This window comes from Pseudonocardia sp. KRD291 (assembly GCF_019263595.1).
Classification (GTDB): Bacteria; Actinomycetota; Actinomycetes; order Mycobacteriales; family Pseudonocardiaceae; genus Pseudonocardia.
Map to the genome: position 1 here is coordinate 13,974 of NZ_JADQDD010000052.1, position 13,088 is coordinate 27,061.

The 13,088-nt window shown below is 75.2% G+C and carries 11 protein-coding genes; 4 read left to right on the forward strand and 7 right to left on the reverse strand.

Annotated features, from left to right (window positions below):
- The first annotated feature begins 60 nt into the window (after nucleotides 1-60).
- Complete coding sequence (locus tag I4I78_RS10180; RefSeq protein WP_226379447.1) at nucleotides 61-1,524, forward strand: precorrin-2 C(20)-methyltransferase; 1,464 nt, start codon at nucleotides 61-63, stop codon at nucleotides 1,522-1,524.
- Here I4I78_RS10180 and I4I78_RS10185 read toward each other — a convergent pair.
- Nucleotides 1,503-2,129, reverse strand: coding sequence for an HAD-IA family hydrolase (locus I4I78_RS10185; RefSeq protein WP_218611013.1), 627 nt, complete (start codon nucleotides 2,127-2,129; stop codon nucleotides 1,503-1,505). The two genes, I4I78_RS10180 and I4I78_RS10185, sit on opposite strands and share 22 nt — an antisense overlap.
- An 87-nt stretch (nucleotides 2,130-2,216) precedes the next feature.
- On the opposite strand from I4I78_RS10185, the gene I4I78_RS10190 reads away from it, so the two are divergent.
- The gene (locus tag I4I78_RS10190) at nucleotides 2,217-3,251 is read left to right on the forward strand and encodes an alcohol dehydrogenase catalytic domain-containing protein (RefSeq protein WP_218611014.1); all 1,035 of its coding nucleotides are present in this window, start codon (nucleotides 2,217-2,219) and stop codon (nucleotides 3,249-3,251) included.
- A 35-nt stretch (nucleotides 3,252-3,286) separates the two neighbouring features.
- On the opposite strand, the gene I4I78_RS10195 is transcribed toward I4I78_RS10190, so the two are convergent.
- From I4I78_RS10195 to I4I78_RS10220, 6 genes are all read right to left on the reverse strand, one after another.
- The gene (locus tag I4I78_RS10195) at nucleotides 3,287-4,060 is read right to left on the reverse strand and encodes a cobalt-precorrin-6A reductase (RefSeq protein ID WP_308252004.1); all 774 of its coding nucleotides are present in this window, start codon (nucleotides 4,058-4,060) and stop codon (nucleotides 3,287-3,289) included.
- A gap of 15 nt (nucleotides 4,061-4,075) precedes the next feature.
- Entirely contained in the window at nucleotides 4,076-5,248 is a 1,173-nt protein-coding gene (locus tag I4I78_RS10200) for an ROK family protein (RefSeq protein WP_218611015.1), read from the reverse strand.
- The gene (locus tag I4I78_RS10205; RefSeq protein WP_308252005.1) at nucleotides 5,245-6,612 is read right to left on the reverse strand and encodes an ABC transporter permease; all 1,368 of its coding nucleotides are present in this window, start codon (nucleotides 6,610-6,612) and stop codon (nucleotides 5,245-5,247) included. The genes I4I78_RS10200 and I4I78_RS10205 overlap by 4 nt, the downstream gene beginning before the upstream one ends.
- Nucleotides 6,613-6,809: 197 nt before the next feature.
- Nucleotides 6,810-7,583 carry an ATP-binding cassette domain-containing protein gene (locus I4I78_RS10210; RefSeq protein WP_218611017.1) on the reverse strand — a complete coding sequence of 258 codons (774 nt, stop codon included), beginning with the start codon at nucleotides 7,581-7,583 and terminating at the stop codon, nucleotides 6,810-6,812.
- Between the two features lie 56 nt (nucleotides 7,584-7,639).
- Nucleotides 7,640-8,770 (reverse strand): sugar ABC transporter substrate-binding protein, encoded by a 1,131-nt coding sequence (locus tag I4I78_RS10215; protein ID WP_218611018.1) that lies wholly within the window; start codon nucleotides 8,768-8,770, stop codon nucleotides 7,640-7,642.
- A 179-nt stretch (nucleotides 8,771-8,949) separates the two neighbouring features.
- A complete protein-coding gene (locus I4I78_RS10220) occupies nucleotides 8,950-10,647 on the reverse strand; it encodes a bifunctional 3'-5' exonuclease/DNA polymerase (protein ID WP_218611019.1) in 1,698 nt (565 codons plus the stop codon).
- A 338-nt stretch (nucleotides 10,648-10,985) separates the two neighbouring features.
- Here I4I78_RS10220 and I4I78_RS10225 point away from each other — a divergent pair, with 338 nt between their 5' ends.
- Both I4I78_RS10225 and I4I78_RS10230 read left to right on the forward strand, forming a co-directional pair.
- The gene (locus I4I78_RS10225; RefSeq protein WP_218611020.1) at nucleotides 10,986-11,654 is read left to right on the forward strand and encodes a haloacid dehalogenase type II; all 669 of its coding nucleotides are present in this window, start codon (nucleotides 10,986-10,988) and stop codon (nucleotides 11,652-11,654) included.
- A 142-nt stretch (nucleotides 11,655-11,796) separates the two neighbouring features.
- The coding region (locus tag I4I78_RS10230) for a DUF4038 domain-containing protein (protein ID WP_218611021.1) at nucleotides 11,797-13,088 on the forward strand (1,292 nt) is incomplete at its 3' end.

The following is a 13,088-nucleotide window of genomic DNA, read 5'->3' on the forward strand; positions in this document are numbered from 1 at the left end:
CCGGACGACACCGGCACCGGCACTCTCTACGGCGTCGGGCTCGGCCCCGGGGACCCGGAGCTGACCACGATCAAGGCCGCGCGCCTGGTGCGGGACGCGGACGTGATCGCCTACCACTCCGCGCGCCACGGGCGTTCGATCGCGCGCGGGATCGCCGAGCCGCACCTGAGCGGCACCGCGATCGAGGAGGCGCTGGTCTACCCGGTCACCACCGAGACCACCGACCACCCCGGCGGCTACCAGGGCGCGATCGACGAGTTCTACACCGAGGCCGCCGCACGGCTGGCCGCGCACCTCGACGCCGGACGCGACGTGGTGCTCCTGGCCGAGGGGGATCCGCTGTTCTACGGGTCCTACATGCACATGCACAAACGCCTCGCCGACCGCTACCGCACCGAGGTCGTGCCGGGCGTGACGTCGATCAGCGCGGCGTCCGCGGCCTTGGGCGCGCCGCTGGTCGAGCGGGACGAGGTGCTCACGGTCCTGCCCGGCACGCTGCCGCGCGAGGAGCTCGCCCGCCGGCTGGCCGACACGGACTCCGCGGCGGTCATGAAGCTGGGACGGACCTTCACAGGCGTCCGCGACGCCCTGTCCGACGCCGGACGTCTGGACGGCGCCCGCTACGTCGAACGGGCCACCATGGACGGTCAGCGGACCGGGTTGCTGTCCGACGTGGACCCTGCCTCGGTGCCCTACTTCGCGATCGCGCTGCTGCCCGGCGACGTCGCGTCCTCGGTGCCGGTACCCGAGGTGGAGACCGGGATCGTCGCCGCGGGCGAGGTGGTCGTGGTCGGCACCGGGCCGGCCGGGCGGGACTGGCTGACCCCGCAGGTCGCCGCCGCGCTGTCCACCTCGGACGACCTCGTCGGCTACGGGCCCTACCTGGACCGGGTGCCGCCGAACCCGCGCCAGACCCGGCACGCCTCGGACAACCGGGTGGAGGCCGAGCGGGCCGCACACGCGCTGGACCTGGCCGCGTCCGGGCGCCGGGTCGCGGTCGTCTCGGCCGGCGACCCGGGCGTGTTCGCGATGGCCGCCGCCGTGCTGGAGGTGGCCTCGGAGCCGAAGTACCGCGACGTTCCGGTGCGGGTCCTGCCCGGTCTCTCCGCGGCGCAGGCGGTGTCGGCGTCGGTGGGTGCCCCACTCGGGCACGACCACGCGATGATCTCGCTCTCGGACCGGCTCAAGCCGTGGGACGTCGTCGCCGGACGCCTCGCCGCCGCGGCCGCCGCCGACCTCGCGATCGCGATCTACAACCCGCGCTCGAAGGCCCGCCCGTGGCAGGTCGGCGCGGCCCGCGACGTGCTGCTCTCCCACCGCGACCCGGAGACGCCGGTCGTACTCGGCCGCGACGTCGGCGGTGCCGGCGAGCGGATCACGGTGACCACGCTGGGCGGGCTGGACCCGGAGCAGGTCGACATGCGGACGCTGGTGATCGTCGGGTCCTCGACGACGCGGGTCGTGGAACGCGCGGGCGGCACCGCCGTGTTCACCCCGCGCCACTACCGGCGCGAGGACGCCTGAGCCTCCAGGGCCCGGGCGAGGTCGCCGAGGTCGGACAGGCGCAGGTCGCCGTCGTGCCCGCGCAGCGCGGCCGTGGCCATGCCGGCCGCGCGGCCGGCGTCCAGGCCGGCCGGGGAGTCCTCGACGGCCAGGCAGTCCGCCGGCGCGACGCCGAGCCGGGCCGCGCCCAGCAGGTAGGGCTCGGGGTCCGGCTTGCCGCGGCCCACGTCCTCGACCGTGACCAGCGCCGGCGCCGCGATCCCGGCCGCGCCGAGCCGGGCATCGGCCAGGCGACGGTCGGCGCTGGTCACCACCGCCCACGGCAGCCCGCGGCCGTGCAGCACGGCGAGCAGCGCGTCCGCGCCGCGCGACGCGACGACGTCGGACAGGTCGGTGTACTGCAGCTGCAGCTGGCGGGCCGCGGCGACGGCGACCGCCTCGGCGCCGAGGTCGGGGCACAGCAGCCGCACCGTGGCGTCGGCCGGGCGCCCGTGCGCGATCTCGTCCGGCGCGCCGGGGTCGACGCCGTACTCGCGCGCCCACGTCGTCCAGGCGCGGGCGACGGCGGCGTCCGAGTCGACGAGCGTGCCGTCCATGTCCAGCAGCACCGCGGCGACCGCGCGCATCCACCACCCCCGGTGTCGTGACCTTCGGCCGAGGATAGGCACGATCACCGGTGTGGGTACCGAGGGCAGTGGCAGGAGGGGGCTCCCGTGCGGGCGGTCCTGATCGAGGAGTTCGGCGCGATGCCGATCGTGACCGACGTCCCCGACCCGGCACCGCGCCCGGACGGCGTCGTGGTGCGGGTGCAGGCGAGCGGTCTGTGCCGCAGCGACTGGCACGCTTGGTCCGGGCACGACGACACGGTGGCGCTGCCGCACGTCCCCGGGCACGAGCTGGTCGGCGTCGTGGCCGAGGTCGGCCGCGACGTGCGGCGGGTCGCGGTCGGGGACCGGGTGACGACGCCGTTCGTCTGCGGCTGCGGGGCCTGCGAGCAGTGCCGGGCCGGGCACGCGCAGGTCTGCCCGCACCAGGAGCAGCCCGGGTTCACGCACTGGGGCTCGTTCGCCGAGCTGGTCGAGGTGCGCCACGCCGACGCGAACGTCATCGCGGTCCCGGACGACGCGGACGCGGCCGGTGCGGCGCTGCTCGGGTGCCGCCTCGCGACGTCGTTCCGCGCGCTGGCCCAGGCCGCGACCGGCCCCGGCGACACCGTGCTGGTGATCGGCTGCGGCGGCGTCGGCCTGTCCGCGGTGATGATCGGGCGTGCGCTCGGCGCCGAGGTCGTGGCCGTCGACCTGGACGGGCGCGCGCTGGGCCGCGCGGCCGGGCTGGGCGCGGGCCGGACCGTCGACGTCTCCGGGCTGGCCCCCGACGACGCCCGCGACGCCGTGCGCGCCGCCACCGGCGGGGACGGCGCGTCGGTGGCGGTCGAGGCGATCGGGAACGAGTCGGCGCTCGCGCTGGGCATCCGGTCGCTGCGCCGGCGCGGCACCCTGGTGCAGGTCGGGCTGTTCGCGCAGGAGCCGCGGGTGCCGGTGCCGGACATGGTCGCCCGCGAGCTGCGGCTGCTCGGCAGCCACGGGATGGCCGCCGCCGACTACCCGGCGATGACGGCGATGGTCGCCGACGGGCGGCTGCGCCCGGAGCTGCTCGTCTCCGAGCGGATCTCCCTGGACGACGCCCCGGCCGCGCTCGCCGGTCTCGAGGCCCGGGCGGGCGACGGGGTCGCGGTCGTCACGTTCTGATCGGCCGGAGATCGCCGGCCCGGCAGCAGATCACGTCAGGTCCGGTGCGTTCCGCTGCCAGGACGATGATCATGGCCGAGGGCACCCAACCGGTTCAGCACGCCGGTGACCGACGTGGCAGGCGTGACGCCGTCGGGCAGCGGCGGGCGGTCGATCATCACCACCGGGACATCGAGCATGCGGGCCGCGGTCAGCTTCGCCTCGGTGGCCGCGCCGCCACTGTTCTTGGTCACCAGTACCTCGGCCGCGAAGTCGCGCATCACCGCGAGCTCGCCGTCCAGGGTGAACGGCCCGCGGTCGAGCAGGACGCGGTGCTCGCGCGGCAACGGCGGGTCCGGCGGGTCCACCGAGCGGATCAGGAACGCGGCGTCGACGCCGGCGAACGCCGCGAGGTCGCCGCGCCCGGTCGTCAGGAACACCCGGTCCCCCAGCGTCGGCGCGAGCGCGGCGGCGCCGGCCGCGTCGGGGACGCGGTGCCAGCGGTCGCCGGGCCCGGCGCTCCAGCCGGGGCGGCGCAGCACCACCAGCTCGACGCCCGCGTCGCGGCAGGCGAGCGCGGCGTTCGCGGTCATCCCGGCGGCGAACGGGTGGGTGGCGTCGACGACCACGTCGACCCGTTCCGCGCGCAGCCAGCGGGTCAGGCCCGCGGCGCCGCCGAACCCGCCGATGCGCACCTGTCCCGAGGGCAGCGCCGGGTCGGCCACCCGCCCGGCCAGCGACGACACGACCCGCAGGCCCGGGCGCCCGTCCAGCGCGGCCGCGACCGCGCGGCCCTCCGTCGTCCCCCCGAGCACGAGCACCACAGTCACGGGCGCAACCGTAGGTCAGACCGTGCCGAGCACCGGCTCGAACGCCAGCTCGGCGGCACCGACGAGCTTCCCGTCGCGTCCCAGCGGGGAGGTCTCCATCCGGGTGCCGCCGACCGCGCGGCTGACGAGGCTGCGCTGCTGCACGTCGTCGCGGACGCGCGCCACGACCGACGGCGGCAGCGCCGCGAACAGGTCACCGAGCACGACCAGCTCCGGGGCCAGCATGTTCACCACCGTCACCAGGCCGGCCACCATCCAGCCCGCGTAGTCGCCGAGCAGCAGGTCGGCCCGTCCGGGCACCGCGGCCAGGGTGCGCAGCTCCGCGACCAGCACGCCGCGCGGGGTGTCCTCGGCCAGCCCGAGCGCCCGGCACAGCGCCGGCTCGCCGACCTCGGTCTCCCAGCAGCCCTGCGCCCCGCAGAAGCAGTCGCGCCCGCCCGGGCGCACCAGCAGGTGCCCGAGCTCGCCGACGTACCCCCCGGTACCGCGCAACGGACGGCCGCCCGCGATCACACCGCCGCCGACGCCGACGTCGGCGGAGAGGTAGACCAGGTCGGAGACCTCGCGGGCGACCCCGCGCAGGTGCTCGGCCAGCGCGCCCAGTTCCGCGTCGTTGCCGACCTGGGCGTCGCGCCCGAGCACCGCGGACAGCCGCGAGCCCAGCGCGACCTCCCGCCAGCCCAGGTTCGGCGCCTCGTGCACCATCCCGTCGCGGCGCCGGACCACGCCCGGCACCGACACCCCGACGCCCTGCTCGGTGACGCCGAGCTCGTCGCGCAGCAGCTGCGCGGACTCGGCGACGTGGGTGATCACCTCGCCGGGCAGCCGCGTCGTGCGGTGCAGGTTCCAGCTGTGCCGGCCCAGGATCTGCCCGCCGATCCCGACCATGGCCATCGCCACCTGGTCCACCCGGACGTCGACGGCGAGCACCACCGCCGACTGCGGTTCGGGCAGCACCAGCAGCGACGGCCGCCCCGCCCCGGAACGCCGGGTCGGGACGGCCTCGGTCACCACGCCGGACTCGGCCAGCCCGTCCACCACCGCCTTGATCGTGCTGCGGTTGAGGCCCAGCTCGGTGGCCAGGGTGGCCCGGGTGCACGGGCCGTCGACGTGCAGGCGGCGCAGCAGGGCGGCCCGGTTGTGCCGCCGGGCGTCGTCCGGGCGGGTGCCCGAGGTGGGTGCGGTCACCGGCCGGTGGCCGCCGAGCGCCGCCGGGACAGCACGTCCACCGCGGCGGCCAGGAGCAGCACGAGCCCGGTCACCACGAACACCACCGCGGCCGGCTGCTTGAGCAGCCCCAGTCCGTTCTGCACGGTGGCCAGCACGGTGCCGCCGATCACCGCGTTGCTGATCCGACCGCGCCCGCCGAACAGCGAGGTCCCGCCGATCACCGCCGCGCCGACCGCGAACAGCAGCGTGTTGCCGCCACCGGCCGCCGGGTTCACCGACCCGATCTTCGACGAGTAGACGATCGCGCCGACGGCAGCGAACGCCGAGGCGATCACGAACACCGACGCCCGGATCCGGACGACGTCGATGCCGGCGCGGCGCGCGGCCTCCCGGTTGCCGCCGACGGCGTAGACGTGGCGGCCGAACCGGGTCCGGTCCAGCACGTAGGTGCCGAGCACGAGCAGCACCAGCACGACCGGCACCACGTAGGGCACCCCGGAGATCGCGATGACCCCGGGCGAGCGGTCCTGCACCAGTGCGAACGTCGCGAGCGCCCCGAGCACCACCACCGCCCCGATCTTGATCAGGACGAGGCCGGTCGGCTGGGCGACCAGCCCGGTGCTCAGCCGGGTCCGCTGGCGGACCAGCATGATCGCCGCGTACCCGCCGGCGGCCAGCACGAACAGGATCCACGAGCCGAGCGGGGACAGGTTGCCGTTGGCCACCGCGTTGATCACCGGGTCGCGTAAAGCGAGCGTGCCGCCGTCGCCGATCAGCTGCAGGATCACGCCCTGCCAGGTGATGAACAGGGCGAGGGTGACGACGAACGAGGGCATCCCGACCCGGGCCACCAGGAACCCGGTCAGGCAGCCGATCACCACCCCGACACCGACCGCGAGCAGCATCTCCGTCCACGGGTTCGCCGGCACGCCGACGACCAGCACCACCGCGGTGAGCACGCTGACGGCGGCACCGGCCCACACCCGCACCAGCGCCGCGAGGCCCGCCGCCACCAGCATCACGACGACCAGGATGACGAACACGACGGTGCCGGTGGCACCGAGCATGTTCCCGCCGCTGGTCAGGTGCAGCGCCATCAGCGCGGCGGCCAGCCCGGACGCGGTGCCCGCGGCCAGGTCGATCTCGCCGGTGAGCAGTACGAACACCAGACCCATCGCGATGATGGTCGGGCCGGCACCCTGCTGAAGGAGGTTCGCCAGGTTCAGCAGGCTGGGGAAGGTGCCGCCCGAGTCCAGGGCCGTGAACAGCACGAACAGCGCGGCCAGCCCGAGCAGCGCGGGCAGCGACCCGAGCTCGCCGGTCCGCAGCCCGCGCAGGTAGCCGCGCACGGCCTCGCCGGTGGTGCGCGCGGTGGTGTCGATGCCGAAATCGGCCGCCCGGTTGCCGGGGTTGGCGCGCTCCGCGGCGCTGGTGGGAGCGCCCTCCGGGCCCGCGGCCGGGGTCTCCGGCTCGCGGTCCGGCGGGCTCGGAGCCGTCCCGGCGGGTCGACGCTCGGTCACGGTGTCTCCTCGGTGTGTGCGGCCCCGGAGGTGTCCGGGGTGGTCTCGTGGCGGGGCATCTAGACCCCCGCCGACTCGGGGCGGGCCAGGCCCAGGTCGCCGGAGCGACCGGCGGTGATCAGCTCCACGACCTGCCCGTGGGTGACGTCGCGGGTGGGCACCTCGGCCACCATCCGGCCCAGGTACAGGGTCGCGATCCGGTCCGACACCTCGAACACGTCGGACATGTTGTGGCTGATCAGCACGACGGCCAGTCCCTGCTCGGCGAGGCGTCGCACCAGGTCGAGCACCTGGCGGGTCTGGGCCACGCCCAGCGCCGCCGTCGGCTCGTCGAGCAGCACCACCCGGGAGTCCCAGAGCACCGCCTTGGCGATCGCCACGGTCTGTCGCTGACCTCCCGACAGCGACGCGACCGGGGCGCGCACCGACGTCACGGTGCGCACCGACAGCGAGGCCAGCGTGCGCCGGGCGGCCTGCTCCATGTCCGACTCGTCGAGCAGCCACGGCCGTCCCCGCTCACGGCCCAGGAACATGTTCTGGACGATGTCGAGGTTGTCGGCCAGCGCGAGGTCCTGGTAGACGACCTCGATGCCCAGCCGCGCGGCGTCCGACGGCGCGTTCAGCGCGACCGGGTTCCCCTCGAAGGCGATCTCGCCGCCGTCGATCGGGTGGATGCCGGCGACGCACTTGACCAGCGTCGACTTACCGGCGCCGTTGTCCCCGACGAGCGCGGTGACCTCGCCCGCGCGCACGGTCAGGTCCACGTCGTGCAGGACCTGCACGGCGCCGAAGCTCTTGGTGATCTTGCGCAGCGCCAGGATCGGTTCGGACACGGGGCTCCCTCCCGGTCACGGTGCGCGGCGGCGGGTCCCGCCGCCGCGCACCGGGTTCACTTGATGCCGAGCTGCCCGCAGGTCGCGGCGTTGGCGCCGGTGCAGATCTCCGCGGCCTTGATGTAGCCGGCGTCGGTCACCGTCTTGACGTTGTCCTTGGTGATCAGCTGCGGCTGCAGCAGCACGGACTTGACCTGGCGGTTGCCCTTCGGGTCGGCGACGGTCTGGGTCGCGACCGCGTCCGCCGCGGCGGTGTCGCCCTTGGCCAGCGCACCGGCCAGCTTCGCCGCCGCGTCGGCCTCCTCCTGGATCGGCTTGAACACCGTCATGTACATGTCGCCGCGCAGGATCGCGGCGAGCCCGTCGGCGGTGGCGTCCTGGCCGGTGACCGGGACCTTGCCGTTGAGGCCGTACTTGCTCAGGACGGTGACGACCGAGCCGGCCATGCCGTCGTTGGCCACCGCGACGCCGTCGACCTTGCCGCCGTTGCCGGTCAGGATCTGCTCGAACGTGGTGCCGGCGACCTGGTTGTCCCACTTGTCGATGGCCTGGTTCTGCACCAGCTTGTAGGCGCCCGAGTCGTACTTCGGCTGCAGCACCGAGAGCTGCCCGTTGGTGTAGAGCGTGGCGTTGTTGTCGGTGGGTGCGCCCTCGATCTGGATGATCTGCGCGCCCGGCTTGTTCCCGACGCCCTGCACGAGGCCCTGGCCCTGTAGCGCGCCGACCTTCTCGTTGTCGAACGAGACGTAGTAGTCGCTGGTGCCGCCGAGGTTGAGCCGGTCGTAGTCGATCACCGGGATGCCCTGGGCCTTCGCCTTGGCCGCGACCGAGCTGCCGCCGTCACCGCTGATCGAGGCGATGACCAGCGCCTTGACGCCGCTCGAGATCATGCCGTCGGCCAGGGTGGAGAACTTCTGCTCGTCGCCCTGCGCGTTCTGGATGTCCGGGTCGAGGCCCTGGGCGCGCATCGCCTTGTCCAGCATGGGCTTGTCGAAGCCCTCCCAGCGGGCCGAGGTGTCGGTCTCGGGCAGGATCACGCCGACCTTGATCCCACCGGAGGGCTGCCCTCCGGACCCGCCGGCCTCGTCCCCGCCACCGGCGCTGTTCTGGCCGCAGGCCGACAGCGCGAGCACCATGCCCAGGCTCGCCGCCATCCCGGCCCGCACTACCGCTCTCCGCGTTCGCATCGGATGTCCCCTCCACGTCACTGTGGATCGCACCGGCAGGCTCACCGGATGAGTGAATGTTGCGAGCGACAACGTATGGCGCGATACCTGCTCCGCAGAAGCCCACTGAATCGATCAACCTAGAACTGGATCATCACAATCCGGTCACGGAGGCCGGGATTTGTTGTTCGCGGTTCGATTCAGAGCGCCGCGGGGGCGGCGTCCTTCCGGCCGGTGTCCTTCCCGTCCTCCCCGGCGTCCTTCCGGTCGGAGTGGTTCTGTCCGGAGTCCTTCTCGTCGTAGCCGGAGACCACGCGGGCCTGCATCGGGAACCGCACGGCGGTGTCGCCGAACAGCCTGCGCCCGGCCGTCGCGGCGGCGGCGTGCACGGCCGCGGCGACGTCGTCGGCCACCTCCGCGGGGACGTGCAGCAGCACCTCGTCGTGCTGGAAGAACACCAGCTGCGCCGGGCTCCCGCTGCGGCGCAACGCGTGGCGCAGCTCGGCCAGCAGGACCAGCGCCCACTCCGCGGCCGTGGCCTGCACGACGAAGTTGCGGGTGAACCGGCCCCGTGCGCGCGCCGCGGCGTCCGCCTCGTCGCCGGGACGCGCCGGCGGGCAGGTCCGGCCCAGGTGCGAGCGGACCAGGCGGCCCTGCTCCCCCGCCCGGGCCGCGTCCTCGAGCAGCGCCATCGCCGCCGGGAAGCGGCGGCGCAGCGTGGCCAGCGCCGGTGCCGCGCCGCCGGAGGTCTGCCCGTACATCGCGCCGAGCAGGCCCAGCTTGGCCCGGGCCCGGTCGCCGCCGAACTCGGCCGCGGCGAGCGCAGAGTACAGGTCGTCGACGTCCGGGGCCAGCGCCGGCTCGCGGGCCATCGCGGCCAGCACGCGCGGCTCGAGCTGCGCGGCGTCGGCCACCACCAGCCGCCACCCGGGGTCGGCCCGCACGGCCGCGCGGACCGCACGCGGGATCTGCAGCGCGCCACCGCCGCGGGTCGCCCACCGCCCGGACACCACGCCGCCGACGACGTACTCGGGGTGGAACCGGTCGCCGCGCACCCAGGTCCGCAGCCACGACCAGCCGTGCGCGGCGTGCAGCCGGGCCAGCTCCTTGTAGGCCAGCAACGGCGCGACGGCCGGGTGCTCGACCCGGCGGACCTCCCAGGCCCGGGTGCTGGACAGCTCGTGCCCGGCGCGGGCGAACGCGCGCAGCACCTCGGCCGGTGAGTCCGGGTTCAGCGCCCGCCCGCCGAACGCCTCGGAGATCTCCCGGGCGAGCTCGGCCAGGCGCGGCGGGCGGCCGCCGAGCACCGGGCGCGGGCCGAGGACGTCGGTGAGCAGGCGGTCGTGCACGTCGGCGCGCCAGGGCAGGCCGTCGCGGCGCATCTCCTCGGCGACCAGCGCCCCGGTCGACTCGGCCGCGACCAGCATCCGCATGCCTGGCGGGCCCGCGGCGAGCCTGCGCTGCTGGGCGGCGTGCACGGCGACGACGTCGGCCAGCTCGTCGGTGCGCGGGCCGTCGTCGAACAGCCCCGGCGGGCCCTCCTCCGGGACCGGGGGGTCCGGCTCGGGTTCCCGGCCGGCCAGGCGGGCCGTCGCCGCGGCGAGGCCGTGCGGCGCGCCGAACCGGCCGTCGGCGCCGACCAGCAGACCCTCGGTGAGCTCGACGTCGTGCGCGCGGCCCAGCGACACCCCGGCCTCGAGCAGCCGCCGGTAGGACCGGGCCCTGGCCAGCACCCACCGCGGGGCGAGCTCGCGCTCCAGCGCGGCCACCGCCTCCGGACCGGGCAGGATCTGCACCTCGCCCCGCGCCGTGCCGTCCTCGTCGAGACGCCGGATCCGGATCGGCCCGTCGGAGCCGGGGTCGACCGCGACCCGCGCCGCCCTCGCCCCGCTCCCCACGCGGCCAGTCTAGGTTCGGACCCCGACAGTCCCCGCCCGCGCGCAGGGGCCGCGCCTACGGGGCCGCCCCTGGCCGACTCCCCTGGCACGCGCCGCCCTGCCCTGCCCTGCCCTGCCCTGCCCATGATCGGCAGAAGTGGTCGTTTCCGGTCATTCGTGGCCGGGAATCGACCATTCCTGCCGATCTTGTCCTGCCGGCCGGGATGGGCACGGAGCGGCGGCCCCCGCGGCAGGGGCCCGCGGCAGGGCCCCGCGGCGCCGGTCGGCGTGCATCCCGCGAGGAGCGCATGCTCCGGCTAGCGTTCGCCCGGGACGAGGAACGGCATGAGGAGGCACCGATGGCCGACGTGACCACCGTCGTGTTCGACGTCAACGAGACGCTCTCGGACATGAGACCGATGGCGGGGCGGTTCGCCGACCTGGGCGCGCCGGAGTCGTCGGCGGCGTTGTGGTTCGCCTCCACCCTGCGCGAGGGCATCGCGCTGGCCGCGTCCGGTGACACGGGGACGTTCTCCGAGATCGGCCGGGAGACCGCGAAGGCGGTGCTGCGCGGGCAGCCGATCGACCGCAGCCCCGACGACGCCGCCACGCACGTCCTGGACGGCTTCCTCGGGCTGCCGCTGCACCCGGACGTCGCCGACGGGTTCCGCACCCTGCGCGCGGCCGGGCTGCGCCTGGTCACGCTGAGCAACGGCGGGGTGCCGGTCGCCGAGAAGCTGCTCGGCGACGCCGGTCTGCGCGACGAGGTCGAGCACGTCCTGTCCGTCGACGACGCCGGGATCTGGAAGCCGGCGCGGGCGGCCTACGCCTACGCCGCGCAGGTCTGCGGGACGGCGCCGGGTGAGATGGTGATGGTCGCGGTACACCCGTGGGACCTGCACGGCGCCCACCGCGCAGGCATGCGCACGGCGTTCCTGAACCGCGACGGCGCCACCTACCCCGCGCACCTCACCCCGCCGGACCACACGGTCACCGCGCTGCCGCAGCTGGCCCCGCAACTGCGCTGACCGTGAGGGTGGTCAGGCGCGGCGCCGCGCTCCCCGTACGGGGGACGGACTCCCGGTGCCGCCGCGTCGGCGCCGCCGCGGCGCCCGCCGTCCGTATGCTCCGAACCGGGTGATCAGGACAAGCAGGACGAGGGGGACGACCGTGACCGGAGCGTTCCGCCCGGTCGCTCTCGTCGTGGCGGTGCTGGCGCTGGCCGGGGCCTGCTCCGCCGCCGTGCCCGTCGCACCGGAGCCGTCGACGGGCCCGGCGACCCCGACCGCGCAGCCTGGGCTCTCCCCACTGCAGGTGGACGGCCGGTTCCTCGCCGACGGCTCGGGCGCGCCGTTCTTCTGGACCGGTGACACGGCGTGGGCCCTGCCGGCGCTGCTCGACCGCGACGAGACCGCCCGCTACCTCGACACCCGCGCGGAGCAGGGCTTCAACGTGGTGCAGGTCGTCGCGCTGTTCCCGCAGGCCGGCGCGGACGGGCCGAACCGCTACGGCGACCGCCCGTACCGCGGCGGGCTCGACGACCTCACCGTCACCGACGGCGCCGACCCGTCGGACCCGGAGGCCTACGACTACTGGGACCACCTCGACACCGTCGTCGCGATGGCCGCCGAGCGCGGGATCCGGGTCGCGCTGCTGCCGGTCTGGGCCGACGGGCAGGTCGGCGAGCTGGTCACCGAGGACAACGCCCGCGGCTACGGCGAGTTCGTCGGCGACCGTTACCGCGACCGGGTCGTCTGGGTCCTGGGCGGCGACGAGTCCGCGGACGGCGTCGAGGACGTCTGGCGCGAGCTCGCCGCCGGCATCGAGACCGGCGCCGGGCGCGACGTCCTGATCACCTACCACCCGATCGGCGACCGCAGCTCCGCCGACTGGTTCGCCGACGACCCGTGGCTGGACCTCAACATGATCCAGGGCGGGCACTGCCTGCGCCACGACGTGCGCCGTCGGATCGTCGACGCGACCTACCGGGCGAGCCCGGCGAAGCCGTTCCTCGACGGCGAGCCGATCTACGAGGAGCACCCCTACTGCTGGGAACGACCGCCGGAGGGTTTCTCCACCGCGCTCGACGTGCGCCGTGACGCCTACTGGTCGGTCTTCGCCGGCGCGCTCGGCCACACCTACGGCCACCACTCCGTCTGGCAGTTCGTGACCCCGGACCGCCCGGCCGCGCTCGGTGCCCGCGGCGACTGGCAAGACGCCCTTGACGCCCCGGCCGGACAGCAGATGCGGCACCTGCGGGCGTTGATGGAGTCCCGTCCGTTCACCACCGGCGCACCGGCCACCGATGTCGTCGCCGACGTCGGCAGCGGTGCGGAGCGGATCCAGGCCACCCGGGCCCGGGACGGGTCCTACCTGATGGCCTACGTTCCCGACGGACGCGCGTTCGAGGTGGACCTCGGCACGCTCTCCGGGCCCGCCCGGGCATGGTGGTTCGACCCGCG

Bases quoted from the DNA above. Each gene is read 5' to 3' on its own strand.
- I4I78_RS10185 (WP_218611013.1), bottom strand. From the start codon at position 2,129: ATGCGCGCGGTCGCCGCGGTGCTGCTGGACATGGACGGCACGCTCGTC.
- I4I78_RS10215 (WP_218611018.1), bottom strand. From the start codon at position 8,770: ATGCGAACGCGGAGAGCGGTAGTGCGGGCCGGGATGGCGGCGAGCCTG.
- I4I78_RS10225 (WP_218611020.1), top strand. From the start codon at position 10,986: ATGGCCGACGTGACCACCGTCGTGTTCGACGTCAACGAGACGCTCTCG.